The following is a 16,450-nucleotide window of genomic DNA, read 5'->3' as shown; positions in this document are numbered from 1 at the left end:
TTTTTTTGCCAGAGATTTTACAGATTAAAAAATAATTGGAAATCTGTGTGAATAGCTGAATTTGTGGCTGTATAATTTATTTTGTCAAGCTTGGAGCGTAACTATATACAGTATAAGGATAAATTGTTTTTGCAGTATATTTAGAAATTAAGCAAACCACAAGTATTGGTAAAAACAAAGTATAATCGTTTGTTAAGCCACAAACTAAAAATATAGCTGTAAATGGTGCATGGATACTGGCACTCAAAACGGCAGCCATTCCGATGATCATAAAGTTAACCGGAATTACATTTACATGAAAAACCGAATTTAAAAATGAAGCCAATAATAATCCTAAAAAAGCACCGATAAAAAGACTGGGAGCAAAAACACCGCCATCACCTCCAGAAGCTAAAGTTATTGAAGTTACAATTGGTTTTAAAATCAAAATTCCAATAAAAGTGAATGCTAAAGTTATCGTTAATGGAATTTCAGCCGCATTTTCAAAAATCCCTTTTATAGCGTGATAACCTTCTCCGTAAAGTTGCGGAAAAATAAAAAGTGAAATACTTAAAACTGCAGATCCTATTATGATTTTATAATAATGCGTATTTATTTTTCCGAATTGAGATTTAAAAAATAATACACATCTCGTTAAGTAAACTGAATTCATTCCTGCCAAAATTCCTAAAAGAATAAAATAGGGAATCGCTTTTAAATGCCAAGTGGTAATCGAAACTACGAATAGGGGTTCTTCTTTTAAAATAGAAAGCAATCCAAAAGCAATTGAAACTGCAATGATATTAGATGTAATAAAAGCTCGAGTCACTTTTCGTGAAATAACTTCTAGAGCAAATAAAATTCCGGCAATTGGGCTGCTGAAAAGTGCTGTAACACCCGCCGCAACTCCTGCACAGATTAGTTCTGTTTTGTACTGACGAAATACATTTTCTTTTTGCTGTGCAACTGATCCAATTGTAGCTGTGGCAACAACCGTAGAAACTTCTATTCCTGTTGACCCTCCAAAAATAACGGTTAATAATCCGTTTATAAAGTGAGATGGAATCTTATAAGATGGAAGATTTTTCGTTTTTGATTGTGTGCTTTCAAATACTTCTTTGATTCCTTTGTTTTCTTTTTTCTTAAAGAGATATTGTCTCAGAAAGTAAATTACAGATAATCCAAAAACTGGAAAAATAACATAATAAAGCGGATGAATTGTCACTTCATTATAGAAGATTTCTTCATAATATTCGGTTATTTTTTTAAGTGAAATTCCTAAAAAAGCAGATAAAAAACCAATTAAAATGGAAACAATAACTAATTTTCTGAACTTAATAAATTGGTGATTTTTTTTGATTTGCGCCGTTTTGTTCATCAGAAGTAAATTTGAATTCGCATTTTATATGCGGATTACAAAATTAAGCATCAAAATTGATTTTATGTAGTAAATAATTCTTTTAGTGTGTTAAAACCGATGTCAATAAGAAAATTCGTTCAGTATGTTTTGCTTGAATAGCTTTTAATTAGGTTCAAAGGTTTAAAGCTGCAAAGGGGTAAAGTTTTTCTCATTTCTGTCATTGCGACGAAGGAGAAATCACACTAGTTAATCGAAAAAGATTGGTAATATACCTTGCGGAATTTCGCAGGTGATTTCTCTTTCGTCGAAATGACAAATTGAACGTGTTATTCATAAATGAAAAAATGAAAAAATAAAACCTATGAACCTTTGTAGCTTTGAGCCTTTGAACCTCTCATTATTTACCTCTCATAAAACTCAATTGGCAGCTCATCCGGATCAGCAATAAATGTAAAACGTTTTTCAGTCGTTTCATCAATTCGAATTGGTTCTGATTCTATGTTTTTTGTATTTAAAAAAGCGATAGTTTCTTCTAAATTAATTACTTCAAAAGCCAGATGTCTTAAGCCAACCGCTTCTGGTCGAGAAGGTCGTTTTGGCGGATTTGGGAATGAGAATAATTCAACAACATATGTGCCGTTTAAAGCCAAATCTAATTTATAGGATTGTCGTTCTTCACGATAAATTTCTCTAATAACAGTTAATCCTAAAACTTCTGTATAAAATGTTTTAGATTTTTGATAATCAGAGCATAAAATGGCAATATGATGAACTTTATTTAAGGTAAGCATTATGTATTTGGTTCAGATTCTTGATTTAATTTTCTAATTATTTTGGCCGGATTTCCAACGGCTAATGAATTGTCTGGAATATCTTTTGTAACTACAGATCCGGCACCAATAACGCAGCCTTTTCCGATAGTTATGCCTGGGCAAATTACAGAATTTCCGCCAATCCAGCAATCGTCTCCAATAGAAATTGGCAATGCATTTTCTAGAGATTTTCTCAATTCAGCGTTAAGCGGATGAGTTGCAGTATAGATTTGAACATTTGGGGCAAAAAACACATTCGATCCAATATTTACCGGAGCGCAGTCTAAAACTACGCAATTGACATTAAAATAAACATTGTCACCACAAGTAATATTGTAACCATAATCACAGTGAAAAGGCGGTTCAATATAGAAACCCGCACCAGTATTCGGAATTAATTCGGCTAAAATTTCTTTGGCTTTTTTTGTTAAACGATATTCGGTTACGTTTAATCTATGCAGCAAGTTTTTCGCTTTTCGGCGTTCTTTTGCCAGAATAGGATCTAATGCATTGTAATATTCACCCGAAATCATTTTCTCCTTTTCAGTTTTCATAAATTTGAAATGTTTTTTTAAATGAATTTTTTCAAAATTACAATTTGACCTAAATGATAAACATCATGCTGAATAATTCCGTGGATATGTTCGTAGAACGTGTGGCCATTATTAACATATATTTTGTCTAAATCGGCGTCATCAAAATCCTCAAAAAAGGCATTCCATAATTCTTGCGACTTTGCCAGATTTTGAATCGATTGCTCCCATGCAGCTTCAGAAGAATCTAAAACAGGTACAAAATAATTATGGTCAGGAGTTAGGACTGTTTCTCCTTGAACACGCCTCAAAATATTCCTTCTCCATTGTATTAAATGGTTGACAATTTCCCAAATCGTATTTAAGTTAGGATTTACTTTTCTGTAAGCCTGCGCCGCAGTTACATTTTCTAAAGTGTGGGCCAAAGTAACTTCCAGCCACGGATTCCCATTATAAATGGATTGATATAAATTCGAAATTCTTTTGCTTTCTGACATAATTGATAGTTTTAGAAACTTAAAAGCTAAGATACAAATAAGTATTTTACAACTCATCCTTGAATTTCTACAATTGGGTTATTTAATATTTTTTAACTTAGTCTCTTAAAATACATTTGCTTCATCAAAATAACAAACCATGAAAACCAAATTATTTTTTACAATCGCCTTTTTATTTATAACAACATTTTTTTTCGCTCAAAACACTATTTCAGGAAAAGTGCTCGACGAGAAGGGTAAACCAGTTCCTGGAGCAAATATTTATATTGATGGAACTTACGACGGAGCAACAAGTTCTGAAACGGGAGATTTTTCATTTGAAACAACTGCGACTGGGAATCAGTTTATAATAGTGAGTTTTTTACTTTATGAAACATTCAAAAAAGAAATTGATGTTACTAATTTTAAAGATCAAACCGTTAAGCTGAGAGAAAATGTAAATGCGCTTGATGCCGTTGTCATTACTGCCGGAACATTAGAATCTGGAGACAAAGCACGTGTTTCAGTTTTAAAACCTTTAGATATTGTAACAACAGCTGGTTCTGCAGGAAATATTATAGCCGCACTGCAGACTTTACCGGGAACTCAAACTGTTGGAGAAGATGGGCGTTTGTTTGTTCGTGGAGGAGAAGCCAGCGAAACGCAAACTTTTGTTGACGGACTTCGCGTTGCACAGCCATACGGAGCGACAACTAATAATTTGCCAACCCGAAGCAGATTTTCACCTTTCTTATTTAGCGGAATTGCCTTTTCTACTGGAGGATATTCAGCAGAATATGGCGAAGCTTTATCTAGTGTTTTGTTGTTGAATACGCAAGATGAGCCAGATCAAAATAAAACAGATATTGCCTTAATGACGGTTGGTTTAGGAGTTGGAAATACTCAAAAATGGGAAAAAAGCTCTTTTAGTATTAATACAAATTATATTAATCTTGCCCCTTATCAGGCAGTTATTCCACAAAATGTAGATTGGAATAATCCTTATCAATCTTTAGGTGGTGAAGCGGTTTACCGTTATCATTTTGAAAGAGGAATTTTTAAATTGTACGCGGCATTTGATTCTGAGAAATTTGATTTAAATCAAAAAAATATAAATTTTGCTGATCCGGTAAGAACGGACTTAAACAATAATAACTTTTATTTGAATGCCTCTTACAAAGGAGATTTTGGAACTGGATGGCAGCTAACATCAGGAATAAGTTATGGTTACAGCAAAAACAAAATCACATACGATATAAACGATGTGGACAGCAATGAAAATGCTGCACAGTTAAAATTGAAGTTGAGAAAAAGCTTCTCAAACCATTTTAAATTATCTTTTGGAGGGGACTATTTCATTACCAAATTCAATGAAAATTTTGATGATAATGCCTCAATTCAAGTTTCAAATGGCTACAACTCTAATATTGCTGCATTTTATACAGAAGGAGATATTTTATTTTCGAAAAATCTAGCGTTAAAAGTAGGTTTGCGACTTTCTAATAATAGTTTGTTAGATGAAACTAATATTGCGCCAAGAGCTTCAATTGCTTACAAAGTTTCAAAAAGCAGTCAATTTTCATTTGCTTATGGAGATTTTACACAAACGCCTGTTGTTGATTATATTAAATATTCAAAATACCATCAATTTGAAAGCGAAAAAGCACAGCATTATATTTTAAACTATCAATTTTCAAAACCAGGACAAACTTTTAGAGCCGAAGCTTATTACAAAGATTACAGCAATTTAGTGCAGTATGACACAAAAGATATTGGGTATAACTCGGTTTTCAATAATAACGGTTCGGGATATGCAAAAGGTTTAGATTTATTTTGGAGAGACAGCAATTTGTATAAAAACTTAGAATATTGGATTTCATATTCTTATATCGATTCTGAAAGACAATACAAGAATTTTCCAAACATGGCAACACCAAGTTTTATTGCCAATCACAGTTTGTCAATTGTAACTAAATATTTCATCACAGATTGGAAATCGCAAATTGGCTTCACGAACAGTTACAGTTCAGGCCGTCCATACAATGATCCGAACCAGACACAATTCATGAACGGAAAAACAAAATCGTACAACAGTTTGAGTTTTAACTGGGCATATTTACTGACAACACAAAAAATCTTGTATTTCTCAGTTTCAAATGTATTAGGAAGCCAAAACGTTTTTGGTTATGATTACGCAAAATTACCAGATCCGAACGGAGTTTATCAAAGACAAGCCGTGACCCCAACAGCAGACCGATTCTTCTTCGTAGGGTTCTTCTGGACGATCAGCAAGAATAAGAATGATAATCAGTTGAAAAATCTTTAAAAAAGGGGCAAAGGTTCAGAGTGGAAAAGAGGCAAAGGTTTTCTGTAGAGTTGCACTGCAGCGAATCTTCTCGAAAGTTCAAAGATTTTATGTTTTAATAAAGAAAATCAAAAATTAATATTACAAAAAACCTTTGCCTCTTTTCCACTGTGAATCTTTGAACCTGAGAAAAAACAATTCAGTAACCAAATTCGACAACTCAGTATCATTTAATTTTAAAACAGTAAAATCCAACATACTTTTGAAGTATAATTAGAAATAACAATAACAATAACAATAACAATAACAATAACAAAGAGTTTTAATCATCAAAAAAAAACTTAGAATCTTAAAACCTTAATAACTTAAAAAACAAGAAATCATGACCAAAATTATTACAGTAATCACGTTATTTATCTGCAGTTTATTATCTGCACAAACACAATTTGAACAAGGAATGGGAAAAGCTTTTGGGCTTTGGAAAGAAGGAAAAAATGCTGAAGCATCTGCAATGTTCGAAAGAATTGCAGCAGCAGAAAAAACAAGTTATTTGCCAAATTATTATGTAGCTTTAATTAATACTACATCTGCGTTTAGTGAAAAAGATAAAACAAAAATCGATTTATTGCTGACAAAAGCACAAGACGCATTGGATATCGAATTTATAAAAGACCAAAACAATGCTGAACTTTATGCTCTTCAAGCTTTAATTTACACAGCTTGGGTAGTAGCTGATCCGATGACAAACGGAATGAAATATTCGGCTAAAGTGATGGAAGCTTACGCAAAAGGAAAAGCAATAGATCCAAATAATCCAAGAATCGTTTTTGGCGAAGCTGATTATCAGATTGGAGGAGCAAAATGGTCAGGTGTTGACACAAAACCATTATGTGTACAAGTTGATAAAGCTGTTGAACTTTTTGCTACTTTTAAACCGGCAACACCTTTTTCTCCAAAATGGGGATTAGACAGAGCCTTGGAAACTCAAAAAAATTGTAAAAATTAATTAATAAGTATATCAATATTATGAAGGATCATAGAACATCTTATAGAAACTTAAAAAGCGGAACAATCGTTTCATTAAAGATTTCTATGGTCTTTACAGTAATATTTATAACTTTTTTGGGAGAAGATTTAAATGTTCGAAACGTTCTTATTACTTTCTTTATAAGTTGTCTTTATTCTTTCGGATTAGGTTTTGGTAATGGTTTTTTAAACCTTCTTTTAGATCGAAAATGGGATTGGCTTGAGCAGACAAACCTCAGGGTATATTACGGAATTCTGGTAACTATTTTGTACACAGTTCCGGTAGTTTTAGGAATAAACTACTATATTTTTATGGTTCTGCAAGACATGACTTTAAAGGAGTTTTTTGGAGAAAGAATGCTTTGGGTACATCTTTTTTATATTATTCTCTCATTAGGAGTTTCGATTTTTATGCAAGCCAGAAGTTTCATGATTAAATGGAAACAGGCATCAAAATTTGAAATAACGCAGCAAAAGATTATCGCAGGAACAGCGAGTGCAAAATTCGAAAGTTTAAAAAATCAGATCGATCCGCATTTTCTTTTTAACAGCTTAAATGTTTTAAGTTCTCTAATCGAAGAAAATCCAGATAATGCGCAGCGATTTACAACTTCTTTATCTAAAATTTATCGTTACGTTTTAGAGCAAAAAGACAAAGAATTGGTTTCTGTCGAAGATGAATTGTCATTTGCAAAAACTTATATGAATTTGCTGAAAATGCGATTTGAAAACAGTTTGTTTTACGAATTGCCTACAGCAGATATAAATCCAGACGCAAAAGTAGTTCCGTTGTCATTACAGCTTTTGCTCGAAAACACAGTAAAGCATAATGTGGTAAGCGAGCAGAAACCATTGCATATTCGGATTTTTATTGATGGAGATTATTTAGCAATTCAAAACGATTTTCAAAAGAAAGAAGTATTGCAGGACAGGCAAGGAGTTGGGCTTCAAAATATCATAAACCGATACGGAATTATAACCAACAGGAAGGTGATAATCGAACAAAACGAAGAAAATTTTACGGTTAAGATTCCGATTTTAACAAAACAAATTACAGTTATGGAAACAAATGCAGATTACAGCGATGAGAATAAAGCCTATTTCAGAGCTAAAAAAAGAGTAGAAGAACTAAAAGGATTTTATGGAAATGTAATTTCATATTGTTGTGTGATTCCGTTTCTGATTTTTATAAATTTGAGATATTCTCCTGGATTTCAATGGTTTTGGTTCTCGGCTTTAGGATGGGGATTTGGAGTAGTAATGCATGCTTTTAAAGTTTTTGGTTACAGCTCAGATTGGGAAGAACGAAAAATCAGAGAGATTCTCGAAAAAGAAAATAACAAGCAAACTTGGAAATAATCATGGAACCCGATTATACTGAAAGAGAACGTTATTATCAGGCCCAGAAAAGAGTAAAAGAAATTAAAGGATTTTATGAACATTTAATGGTTTTTATTCTTGTAAGTATTATTCTAATTGGTATAAATCTTATCACTTCGCCAGAATATTTTTGGTTTGTCTGGTGCTTGCTGGGTTGGGGAATTGGGGTGGTTTTTCACGGATTGAAAGCTTTTAGAATTTCACCATCTTTTAGCAAAGAATGGGAAGAACGTAAAATCAGAGAGATTATAGAAAAAGAAAAGAATAAGAAAACTTGGAAATAATCATGGAAACAAATTGTAATATTGATCGAGAAAAATTTGAGTTTCAAGAGATTTTTAGCAAAAAGATGTTTAAGCTTAAATCCTTTTATGTACATGCATTTATTTACGTCATTGGATTACTAATTTATGTACTGAAAGACTATTATGGAGTTCCGTTTAATTTTTTTCCAATACGATGTATAAATTCTGTAGTAATGGTAATTTGGACAAGTGTATTTTTAGTGTCCGCAATTGATTTATTTGCTTCTTATAAAATCTTCGACGAAGAATGGGAAGAACGAAAAATGAAAAGTCTTTTAGATAAAAAAACAAAAACACAAAAATGGGAGTAATAATGGAAATAAATTATAACGAAGAAGATAGATATTACTTGGCAAAAAAGAAAGTCGAGAATATAAAAGGATTTTACGGAAATCTAACATCATTTATTTGCGTAAATATCTTATTGATTTTTATCAATTTATACACAACACCTAATCATTTATGGTTTTATTGGCCATTAATGTGGTGGGGAGTAGGAGTAGTTTTTCACGGATTGAAGGTTTTTGAAATATTTCCGGTTCTTGGAAAAGGCTGGGAGGAAAGAAAAATCAAAGAGCTGATGGAGAAAGAAGAAGAGAACAAAAACAAATGGCAATAATTTAAATCATAAAAAATGGGACGTTATAGAAGACGCATGTACGAAGAGTACGGACAAGAATTTACCAACGACGAAAGCTTTAATATAGCTTACAGAAAAGTAAAAAAAATAAAAGGTTTTTACTCGCATTTAAAAGTATATATTATCGTTAATTTGATCATTATTGTGTCAAATTTAAGCAGAGATTTTTCTATGATAAAATTTAATGATAATGGATTATTTGATTGGAATACCTATTCTACTGCTTTTTATTGGGGGATTGCGTTGCTTATTCATGCCTTTTCAGTGTTTGGACCTGATATCTTTTTTAATAGAGATTGGGAGCAAAAGAAAATTCAGGAATACATGAACAAACAGTCATCAAATAACAATAAATGGGAGTAATTTTAAATTAAATTTTTTAAATTTTTCAGCCAAATCAATGACCACATTAATTATAGAAGACGAAAAACCGGCAGCAAGATTATTACAGCGAAAGCTCGAGAAGTTAGATATTGCCGTAGAAACCATGCTGCATTCTGTAGAAGAATCTGTAGAATGGTTTACCAACAACCAACATCCAGATTTGATTTTTTTAGATATTCAGCTGTCTGACGGTTTGTCGTTTGAAATTTTTGAAAAAATAGATATTAAAAGCGCAATCATTTTTACAACTGCATATGATGAATATGCGTTAAAAGCTTTTAAATTGAATAGTATAGATTATCTCCTAAAACCAATTGACGAAGATGATTTAGAAATTGCTGTCGCTAAATTCAAAACACGTTTGCCAAAAGCAGAATCAGAAACGCAAAACCTGCAGCTTGATTTTGAACAGATACGCAGAATGCTGTCTAATCCTTTTGAGAAGAATTACAAAAAGCGATTCACGGTTAAAATCGGGCAGCATTTAAAAGTAATTACTACTGACGAAATCGAATGTTTTTTTAGTGAAAACAAAGGAACGTATATTCATACTTTCGATAATCGAAATTACTTGATCGACTCGACTTTGGAGATTTTAGAGCAAGAATTAGATATGAAAAATTTCTTTCGCGTAAGCAGAAAATTTATTGTACCGCTTCCGGCCATAAAAGAAATTCAGGTATACACCAATTCTCGCCTTAAAGTAATTTTACCTACTTATAAAGAAGATGAGGTAATTGTAAGCCGCGAAAAAGTACAAGATTTTAAGAGTTGGCTGGGCTAGTTTTTCTAGCCTCCAAAATCATATAAAACTGAATTCCGAATAGGATCGAAGCCAAAACTAAATGTATAGCCTGACTTCCTATTGGAAAATCAAAATAAGCCATTGCTATTCCGGTTGCAATTTCAATCGCGATTATAGAGAGTACCCATTTTTGTTTAGAGAAACCCAAGCCTAATTTGGTATTTCTTACATACAAATACAAATTCACAAATAAGATTAATATGGAGAAAGAGCGATGAACATAAAATGTAATAGAAGGGTTTTGCAGCCAAAGTATGCTTGCTGTTAATCCATTTTTTACTTGCTCATCTACAAACTGACGCACTTGCGTTCCTATTGCTACTTGAATTAACGTTAATAGCAAGGCAAATAAAAGTACATTTCTGAAGTTAGAATTATATTTTACCACAGCTAATTTTGGTCGAGCCAATTGAATGATGTACAGAATTACTGCAACAATTACCAAAGCCATAACCATGTGAACCGTTATTTTAATTGGATTTAACACAGAATAAACCACTTTTGCTCCTAGCCAAGCCTGAAATCCCATCATAAAAACAACCAGCCAAGACAGTAAGGTAATTTTTTTGTTTTGTTTCCAAAATCTAAAGGAAGCAACTGCCATAAAAAAGCACGCTATTCCGGCTAAGGCTCCAAACAATCTGTTGATGTATTCAATCCAAGTATGAATCGGATTAAAAAGTGCGTAGTCGTGTTTGGTATATTTTTCCCAGTGTGAAGCATCAAAAGTAGTTTGTGTTGTAAAATTATCTTTTGCAACTAATAAAGTTTCATCTTTAATAATTACCTGACCTTTTTCAAATGCACGATTTGGTGTCCAGGTTAATTCTTGTAAATCAGTTGGCGGAATATAATAGCCAAAACATTTTGGCCAATCCGGACAACCCATTCCAGAGCCGGTCATACGGACTAACGCCCCGGCAACAATTACTAAATAAACTAAAACCAATGCTGTTTTTGCGATTGTAGGGAAGTGCTTTTTCATTCTTTTTTTTAGTTGCAAAGTTTCAAAGTTGCAGAGGTTCAGAGTTTTGAACTTGATTTGAAACATTAATATTTTAATAATAAAAAAATCTTTGCTGTTTTATGAGTTTATTACTTTGAAACTTTTTTTAAACCTAATTTTTCTGCTCTTTTTAGAATAAAATCGTAAGCCGCTTGATATTCGTTAGGAATATCGCCTTCTAAAATAGCTTCTTTTACCGCTTCTTTTAAAACCCCAATCTCTCGCGAAGGCTTTAAATCGAACATTTCCATAATTTCTTCTCCAGATATTGGCGGTTGAAAATTACGAACATGATCTCTTTCTTCAACTTCAACAATTTTCTTGCGGACGATTTCAAAATTTTTATGGTATTTTTTAAATTTTGATGGATTTTTGGTCGTAATATCAGCTTCGCACAATGTCATTAAATCTTCTACATCTTCACCAGCATCAAAAACCAAACGGCGAACCGCGCTGTCTGTTACGATATCTTGTGCTAAAACAATTGGGCGTGAACTCATAATTACCATCTTTTGCACAAATTTCATTTTGTGATTCAACGGCATATGCAGACGCTCGAATATTTTTTTAGCCATTTTACCGCCTAAAAATTCATGTCCGTGAAAAGTCCAGCCTTGTTTTTTGTTGAAACGTTTTGTTGGCGCTTTCCCAATATCGTGCAATAAAGCAGACCATCGCAACCAAACATCATCTGTATTTGGACAAATATTATCGACAACTTCTAAAGTGTGATAAAAGTTATTTTTATGGGTATGGCCTTCAATTTCTTCAACCTGATTTAAGGCAGTTAATTCAGGAAGAATAATATCTAAAAGTCCAGTTTGATATAAAAGCAAAAATCCGATAGAGGGTTTAGCTGTCGAAAGAATTTTATTTAATTCATCGACAATACGCTCTCCAGAAATAATTTTGATTCTCTCCGCGTTCTTAGTAATCGCATCAAGGGATTTTTTTTCGATTTCAAAACCCAATTGATTAGCAAAACGAATTGCACGAAGCATTCGCAATGGATCATCAGAATAAGTAATATCCGGATCCAAAGGCGTTTTTATTGTTTTATTTTCTAAATCTGTCAAACCATTAAAAGGATCAGAAAGATCTCCAAAAGTTTTTTCATTTAATGATAAAGCCAATGCATTAATGGTAAAATCACGACGGTTTTGGTCATCTTCTAAAGTTCCGTTCTCCACAACTGGATTTCGGCTGTCAAAATGATACGATTCTTTTCGAGCTCCAACAAATTCAATATCAGTATCTTCAAAGCGCAGCATTGCTGTTCCGTACGTTTTAAAAACCTGTACTTTTGGCTTTTTTGGAAGGAATTCTGATACTTTAAGTGCTAATTCAATTCCGCTTCCAACTGCAACAACATCAATGTCTTTTTTAGACCCTCGATTTAAAAGTAAATCACGAACAAATCCGCCAATAACGTAACTGTCAACGTTTAGTTCTTGAGATGCTTTCGAAATTACTCCGAAGATTTTATGTTGTAAAGCTGTTTTGTAGTTTGTTTGTATAGCCACGAATTTACTAATTTTTAAATGACAGTTCTATTCTTGAAGAGAATAAAACGTGTGCAAATTTACAACATAGAAAATGCCTTTTATAATGTATCGTTCACTTTTTTGACTAAATTCATAGTTTAAGCAGTCAAATTTTATAAAATGAGAAAAGGTTGCCATTAATTTCATGAATTAACACGAATTGAAATTTATATTACAGAGTAAAAATTAGTATAATTTGTGGCGAAAAAAACATTTATACATCTATAAAACAAATCAATTGCAATGATATATTTTTAGAAATTCAATTTGTATTTTTGAATTCTATAAAAACGCACAAATGAAAATTGTTATATCTCCCGCGAAGTCTTTAAATTTTGAAAAAGAATTACCAACAACTCAATATACTGAACCTTCTTTTTTAAAAGAAGCGCGTCTTGTTCATAAAGTTTTAAAACCTAAAAAACCGGGTGAATTGTCTGAATTAATGTCAATTTCAGACAAATTAGCTGATTTAAATTGGGATCGAAATCAAAAATGGAAAACTCCTTTTTCAGCAGAAAATGCACGACCGGCAGTTTATACTTTTGATGGAGATGTTTATACAGGATTAGATGCGTATTCAATTCCGTTAGAAAAATTAGATGCGCTACAAAGCAAACTCCGAATTTTATCTGGACTTTACGGTGTTTTAAAACCGTTAGATCTAATGCAGGCCTACCGTTTAGAAATGGGAACGAAATTGCCCGTTGGAGAATACAAAAATCTGCATGAGTTTTGGAAACCTATTGTGACAAAAGCTCTAAATAAAGAATTGAAAAAAGGAGAATTATTTGTGAATTTGGCAAGTAACGAATATTTTTCAGCTGTTGATGCAAAAGCATTAAAAGTTCCGATTATTACTCCAGATTTTAAAGACTATAAAGACGGAAAACTAAAAATGATCAGTTTCTTTGCCAAGAAGGCGAGAGGTATGATGGTGCGTTATATTATCGATACAAATGCCGAAACAGTTGAAGACTTAAAAGGTTTTAATTATGAAGGTTATCAGTTTGATTCGAATCTTTCTAAGGGAAATCATTTGGTTTTTACACGTTAGAACTGCAAAGGTTCAGAGTAACAAAGGTTCAAAAGCTGCAAAGGTTTAAGAGCTAGACTCGGGAAATATTTTAGAAAGGGTTTAATCTTTTCCAATTTGAAGATATCATAATAAAAAGCCGAGTTAAATTATTAACTCGGCTTTCGTATTATAAATCAATTATTATTAATGCATTGCATCAGCAGGATTAATCTTGTTTTTGCCTCTTTTAATAAAAAGGATAATTGGAATACAACATAAGAACATTATTCCTAAATACATGAAAATATCCATGTATGACATTACGGTACTTTGTTTTAGAACGGCATAATCTATAGCTTGATAGGCTTTTTTAAGCGCAATATCGGCGCTGTATCCTTTTGCCATAAAAGCGCGCTGCATTCCTGCAAGACGTTGTTGAACATCATATTTTGCAGGATCTAAATTCGTTAATAAATTTACTCGGTGTTCTTGACTTAAACGAGTGATAAAAGTGGTAATGATCGCAATACCAAATGATCCTCCTAATTGTCTCATCATACCTGTAAACGCAGCTCCTTCACCAATATGTTTTCCTTTTAATGTTGAAAGAGAAAGAGTTGTAATAGGTACAAAAAGTAATCCTAAACCAATCCCTCTTAAAATTAAAGGCCAGAATAAATGTTCAACTCCAGTGTCAGGTGTAAGCCTGTTGTGCATCATGAAAGTAAAGAAGAAGAAAATTAAAAATCCAATTCCTACCATATAAGCTTGAGGCACACCTTTTTGAATCATATTACCAACAATTGGCATCATAAAAGCTGTTGTAATCGAACCTGGAATCAACAGTAAACCTGCGTCAGTTGCTGTCCATCCTAAAATAGACTGCGTATAAATCGGGATAATTAATGTTGATCCGTATAAACCGAAACCAAGTATAAAACACATGACAGTTCCGATTCTTAAGTTTCCATCTTTTAAAACACTTAAATTTACAATTGGATGTTTATAAGTGAGCTCTCGCCAGATAAACAATATCAATCCTAGTATAGTAACAACACTCAAAGTTATGATGGTTGTGTCGTTAAACCAATCGTCTTGCTGACCGTGTTCTAATACGAATTGCAAAGATCCAATAAATGAGGCCAATAAAATAATTCCCCACCAGTCAACCTGATTTGCTTTTAATTTTTCTCCATATTTTGGACTTCTAACGAAAGTAATTGCCAAAATAGTAGCGATAATTCCTAATGGAATATTAATATAAAATATATAAGGCCAAGAGTAATGATCTACTAAATATCCTCCCAAAGGCGGACCAAGTGTAGGACCAACAATTACTCCCATACCGTAAATAGCTTGCGCCATACCACGTTTTGCTACAGGATAACTTTCGGTAATAATAGTCTGGGCAGTAACCAGCAAAGCTCCCCCTCCCATACCTTGTACGAACCTAAAAGCTACTAGTTCCCATATATTACTGGCATTTCCACACAGAAAAGAACAGACGGTAAAAATTATGATAGAAGCCACAAAATAATTACGTCTCCCAAATTGCTGTGACAGCCAGCTCGTCATCGGAATTACGATAACATTCGCAATTGCGTATGCTGTAATTACCCAAGCCACATCAGTCAAGGTAGCACCAAGGCTTCCTCGCATGTCTGTTAGCGCTACGTTTACGATCGTGGTATCAACGATTTCCAGCAGTGCACAAAGTACTGCGGTAATCGTAATAATGACACGTCTGTAACCGTATTCTACTAAATCGTCTTCTCCTTGTACTGCTGTCATTTTATTTTAAATGTACGTCTACATCAACATTCATTCCTGGTCTCAATAATTTTACTTTCTCAGGATCATTTGTTGGGTCTAAACTAATTTTTACTGGCAATCTTTGAATTGTTTTTACGAAGTTACCTGTTGCATTATCAGGAGGCAATAAAGAAAAACGAGATCCTGTAGCAGGTGAGAATGAAGTTACAATTCCTTTAAACTCATAATTAGGATAAGCATCAACTTTTAAACTAACTTTTTGTCCCACAATCATTTTGTTTAATTGTGTTTCTTTGAAGTTAGCTACAACCCAAGCTTCATTATTATTAATAATATAAAATAAAGATTGTCCTGGCTGTACCAATTGTCCTGGCTGAATGTCAACTTTAGAAACCTGTCCGTCAATTGCAGCAGTTACAACAGTATAAGTAAGGTTTAATTTTGCAACATCCAACATCGTTTTAGCTCTTTTAATGTTTGCTGCAGCAACCTCAGTTTGTTTGTCAGAAACTTTAGATTTTGACTGAATTACAGATTTTTGGTACGAACTTGCTCTTTGCTGTTGTTCTAAAACACGTACTTGGTTTTCTGCTTCGTCTTTTGCAGTCTGAGCTTGTTCAAATTGTTGTTTTGTAATGGTATGAGTTTTATACAAATTATTGTAACGGTTGAAATCATTCGTAAGCTGTCTCAATCTAATTTTTGCACTTTCGATAGAACCACCGGCAGATTTCATATTCGCATCAGAAACGGAGATGCTTGCATAAGCACTTCCAATATCAGCTTTTGCAGCTTCGTATTGACCTTCAGCACCTAGTAATGCAGCATTAGCTTCATCAATTTTCAATTGATAATCTCTCTTGTCGATAGTAAATAAAGTATCTCCTTTTTTTACAAAATCATTATCTTTTACATACACTTTGCTGATGTATCCAGATACTCTAGGAATAATTGGATTCATTTTTTTCTCAATTTGAGCATCATCAGTTTCTTCGTGTGCTAACGAGTGCATGTATTTTGTTATTCCGTAAGTTCCGCCCACCAAAATCAATACGGTTAGTATAATGATGAATTTAGTATTTGTTTTTTTCTTTTCCATGAGAG

At 33.0% G+C, this 16,450-nt stretch carries 17 protein-coding genes; 9 read left to right on the top strand and 8 right to left on the bottom strand.

Annotated features, from left to right (window positions below):
- Positions 1–76: 76 nt before the first annotated feature.
- The 4 genes from IR010_RS12965 to IR010_RS12950 form a co-directional block, all read right to left on the bottom strand.
- Positions 77–1,357 (bottom strand): chloride channel protein, encoded by a 1,281-nt coding sequence (locus tag IR010_RS12965; RefSeq protein WP_194604409.1) that lies wholly within the window; start codon positions 1,355–1,357, stop codon positions 77–79.
- A gap of 383 nt (positions 1,358–1,740) precedes the next feature.
- Positions 1,741–2,130, bottom strand: coding sequence for a VOC family protein (locus tag IR010_RS12960; protein ID WP_029272786.1), 390 nt, complete (start codon positions 2,128–2,130; stop codon positions 1,741–1,743).
- Positions 2,130–2,705 (bottom strand): sugar O-acetyltransferase, encoded by a 576-nt coding sequence (locus IR010_RS12955; protein WP_194569954.1) that lies wholly within the window; start codon positions 2,703–2,705, stop codon positions 2,130–2,132. The genes IR010_RS12960 and IR010_RS12955 overlap by 1 nt, the downstream gene beginning before the upstream one ends.
- Before the next feature lie 17 nt (positions 2,706–2,722).
- Positions 2,723–3,181: a DinB family protein gene (locus tag IR010_RS12950; RefSeq protein ID WP_029272788.1), complete on the bottom strand. Its 459-nt coding sequence runs from the start codon at positions 3,179–3,181 to the stop codon at positions 2,723–2,725.
- Between the two features lie 139 nt (positions 3,182–3,320).
- Between IR010_RS12950 and IR010_RS12945 the strand changes: the two genes are divergently transcribed.
- From IR010_RS12945 to IR010_RS12910, 8 genes are all read left to right on the top strand, one after another.
- Complete coding sequence (locus tag IR010_RS12945; protein WP_194569952.1) at positions 3,321–5,486, top strand: TonB-dependent receptor; 2,166 nt, start codon at positions 3,321–3,323, stop codon at positions 5,484–5,486.
- 361 nt (positions 5,487–5,847) lie between these two features.
- Positions 5,848–6,471 carry a hypothetical protein gene (locus tag IR010_RS12940; RefSeq protein WP_194569950.1) on the top strand — a complete coding sequence of 208 codons (624 nt, stop codon included), beginning with the start codon at positions 5,848–5,850 and terminating at the stop codon, positions 6,469–6,471.
- Positions 6,472–6,491: 20 nt separating this feature from the next.
- Positions 6,492–7,850 (top strand): 2TM domain-containing protein, encoded by a 1,359-nt coding sequence (locus IR010_RS12935; protein ID WP_029272792.1) that lies wholly within the window; start codon positions 6,492–6,494, stop codon positions 7,848–7,850.
- Between the two features lie 2 nt (positions 7,851–7,852).
- Complete coding sequence (locus tag IR010_RS12930) at positions 7,853–8,155, top strand: 2TM domain-containing protein (protein WP_029272793.1); 303 nt, start codon at positions 7,853–7,855, stop codon at positions 8,153–8,155.
- Positions 8,156–8,220: 65 nt separating this feature from the next.
- Complete coding sequence (locus IR010_RS12925) at positions 8,221–8,487, top strand: 2TM domain-containing protein (RefSeq protein ID WP_255526355.1); 267 nt, start codon at positions 8,221–8,223, stop codon at positions 8,485–8,487.
- Positions 8,478–8,795, top strand: coding sequence for a 2TM domain-containing protein (locus tag IR010_RS12920; RefSeq protein ID WP_194604403.1), 318 nt, complete (start codon positions 8,478–8,480; stop codon positions 8,793–8,795). The genes IR010_RS12925 and IR010_RS12920 overlap by 10 nt, the downstream gene beginning before the upstream one ends.
- A 15-nt stretch (positions 8,796–8,810) precedes the next feature.
- Complete coding sequence (locus tag IR010_RS12915; RefSeq protein WP_194604399.1) at positions 8,811–9,179, top strand: 2TM domain-containing protein; 369 nt, start codon at positions 8,811–8,813, stop codon at positions 9,177–9,179.
- A gap of 37 nt (positions 9,180–9,216) precedes the next feature.
- Complete coding sequence (locus IR010_RS12910; protein ID WP_029272797.1) at positions 9,217–9,984, top strand: LytR/AlgR family response regulator transcription factor; 768 nt, start codon at positions 9,217–9,219, stop codon at positions 9,982–9,984.
- On the opposite strand, the gene IR010_RS12905 is transcribed toward IR010_RS12910, so the two are convergent.
- Both IR010_RS12905 and IR010_RS12900 read right to left on the bottom strand, forming a co-directional pair.
- A complete protein-coding gene (locus IR010_RS12905; RefSeq protein ID WP_194569944.1) occupies positions 9,965–10,990 on the bottom strand; it encodes a COX15/CtaA family protein in 1,026 nt (341 codons plus the stop codon). The genes IR010_RS12910 and IR010_RS12905 overlap by 20 nt on opposite strands.
- A 110-nt stretch (positions 10,991–11,100) precedes the next feature.
- Positions 11,101–12,534: a CCA tRNA nucleotidyltransferase gene (locus IR010_RS12900; RefSeq protein WP_194569942.1), complete on the bottom strand. Its 1,434-nt coding sequence runs from the start codon at positions 12,532–12,534 to the stop codon at positions 11,101–11,103.
- A 319-nt stretch (positions 12,535–12,853) separates the two neighbouring features.
- On the opposite strand from IR010_RS12900, the gene yaaA reads away from it, so the two are divergent.
- Entirely contained in the window at positions 12,854–13,612 is a 759-nt protein-coding gene (gene yaaA, locus IR010_RS12895) for a peroxide stress protein YaaA (RefSeq protein WP_194604396.1), read from the top strand.
- Positions 13,613–13,777: 165 nt separating this feature from the next.
- Here yaaA and IR010_RS12890 read toward each other — a convergent pair whose 3' ends face one another.
- The gene (locus tag IR010_RS12890; RefSeq protein ID WP_194604393.1) at positions 13,778–15,364 is read right to left on the bottom strand and encodes an MDR family MFS transporter; all 1,587 of its coding nucleotides are present in this window, start codon (positions 15,362–15,364) and stop codon (positions 13,778–13,780) included.
- A gap of 1 nt (position 15,365) precedes the next feature.
- Positions 15,366–16,445 carry an HlyD family secretion protein gene (locus IR010_RS12885; RefSeq protein WP_029272802.1) on the bottom strand — a complete coding sequence of 360 codons (1,080 nt, stop codon included), beginning with the start codon at positions 16,443–16,445 and terminating at the stop codon, positions 15,366–15,368.
- Positions 16,446–16,450: the final 5 nt, after the last annotated feature.

It is taken from the genome of Flavobacterium sp. MR2016-29, assembly GCF_015350695.1.
Taxonomy (GTDB): domain Bacteria; phylum Bacteroidota; class Bacteroidia; order Flavobacteriales; family Flavobacteriaceae; genus Flavobacterium.
The sequence above is the reverse complement of the archived record's forward strand: the minus strand, read 5'-3'. Positions and strand labels throughout refer to the sequence as shown.

What these genes read in the sequence shown, in the direction of transcription:
- IR010_RS12965 (WP_194604409.1), bottom strand. Translation starts at nt 1,357, where the DNA reads ATGAACAAAACGGCGCAAATCAAAAAAAATCACCAATTTATTAAGTTC.
- IR010_RS12960 (WP_029272786.1), bottom strand. Translation starts at nt 2,130, where the DNA reads ATGCTTACCTTAAATAAAGTTCATCATATTGCCATTTTATGCTCTGAT.
- IR010_RS12955 (WP_194569954.1), bottom strand. Translation starts at nt 2,705, where the DNA reads ATGAAAACTGAAAAGGAGAAAATGATTTCGGGTGAATATTACAATGCA.
- IR010_RS12950 (WP_029272788.1), bottom strand. Translation starts at nt 3,181, where the DNA reads ATGTCAGAAAGCAAAAGAATTTCGAATTTATATCAATCCATTTATAAT.
- IR010_RS12945 (WP_194569952.1), top strand. Translation starts at nt 3,321, where the DNA reads ATGAAAACCAAATTATTTTTTACAATCGCCTTTTTATTTATAACAACA.
- IR010_RS12940 (WP_194569950.1), top strand. Translation starts at nt 5,848, where the DNA reads ATGACCAAAATTATTACAGTAATCACGTTATTTATCTGCAGTTTATTA.
- IR010_RS12935 (WP_029272792.1), top strand. Translation starts at nt 6,492, where the DNA reads ATGAAGGATCATAGAACATCTTATAGAAACTTAAAAAGCGGAACAATC.
- IR010_RS12930 (WP_029272793.1), top strand. Translation starts at nt 7,853, where the DNA reads ATGGAACCCGATTATACTGAAAGAGAACGTTATTATCAGGCCCAGAAA.
- IR010_RS12925 (WP_255526355.1), top strand. Translation starts at nt 8,221, where the DNA reads ATGTTTAAGCTTAAATCCTTTTATGTACATGCATTTATTTACGTCATT.
- IR010_RS12920 (WP_194604403.1), top strand. Translation starts at nt 8,478, where the DNA reads ATGGGAGTAATAATGGAAATAAATTATAACGAAGAAGATAGATATTAC.
- IR010_RS12915 (WP_194604399.1), top strand. Translation starts at nt 8,811, where the DNA reads ATGGGACGTTATAGAAGACGCATGTACGAAGAGTACGGACAAGAATTT.
- IR010_RS12910 (WP_029272797.1), top strand. Translation starts at nt 9,217, where the DNA reads ATGACCACATTAATTATAGAAGACGAAAAACCGGCAGCAAGATTATTA.
- IR010_RS12905 (WP_194569944.1), bottom strand. Translation starts at nt 10,990, where the DNA reads ATGAAAAAGCACTTCCCTACAATCGCAAAAACAGCATTGGTTTTAGTT.
- yaaA (WP_194604396.1), top strand. Translation starts at nt 12,854, where the DNA reads ATGAAAATTGTTATATCTCCCGCGAAGTCTTTAAATTTTGAAAAAGAA.
- IR010_RS12890 (WP_194604393.1), bottom strand. Translation starts at nt 15,364, where the DNA reads ATGACAGCAGTACAAGGAGAAGACGATTTAGTAGAATACGGTTACAGA.
- IR010_RS12885 (WP_029272802.1), bottom strand. Translation starts at nt 16,445, where the DNA reads ATGGAAAAGAAAAAAACAAATACTAAATTCATCATTATACTAACCGTA.